General features: G+C 61.4%; 1 protein-coding gene. It reads right to left on the reverse strand.

Features of this window, described 5'->3' with window-relative positions:
• On the reverse strand, nucleotides 1–492 hold a 492-nt coding region (rpsB, locus tag JF66_RS19965; protein WP_035880632.1), incomplete at its 3' end, for a 30S ribosomal protein S2.
• Nucleotides 493–678 lie beyond the last annotated feature (186 nt).

The following is a 678-nucleotide window of genomic DNA, read 5'->3' on the forward strand; positions in this document are numbered from 1 at the left end:
AACCCAGAGCGCGGACGGCGTCTTCGTGAGGTTGCGGATTCCGCCGAGGCTCTTGTGCAGCTTGACGAGCTCGCGCTTCTTGATGAGCATTTCCTTCTTCGTGAAACCGCTCTTGGCGGTGTCCTCGAAGTCGAGCTCTTCGAGCTCTTTCATGCGGGCCAGACGCTTGGAAACGGTCTGGAAGTTGGTGAGAAGTCCACCGAGCCAACGCTGGTTGACGTAGGGCTGGCCCACGCGCGTTGCCTGCTCAGAGATGGATTCCTGTGCCTGCTTCTTCGTTCCGACGAAGAGGATGGTGCCGCCGTGGGCAACCGTCTCCTTGACGAAGTCATAGGCCTTGTCAACGAACCCGAGCGACTGCTGCAGGTCAATGATGTAGATGCCGGAACGCTCGGTGAAGATGAAGCGCTTCATCTTCGGGTTCCAACGGCGGGTCTGGTGCCCGAAGTGCACGCCGCTGTCGAGCAGCTGGCGAATGGTTACGACGGCCATGAGCCGTTCTCCTTGTCCGGCGCGCGTGCTGTGGCAGCACGAAACGCCAATCGGTTTGTGCGAGGATCGGATGATCTTCGCTCCTGGTGCCCGGCACACGCCCGCCCCTGCTCGCGCGAAAGCGTGCTTTCGAAAGAGCGGGGACCGATGGGACATGGCGGCCTGATGGGCACGCGTAGTCAGCGC

The organism is Cryobacterium sp. MLB-32 (assembly GCF_000738085.1).
Taxonomy (GTDB): domain Bacteria; phylum Actinomycetota; class Actinomycetes; order Actinomycetales; family Microbacteriaceae; genus Cryobacterium.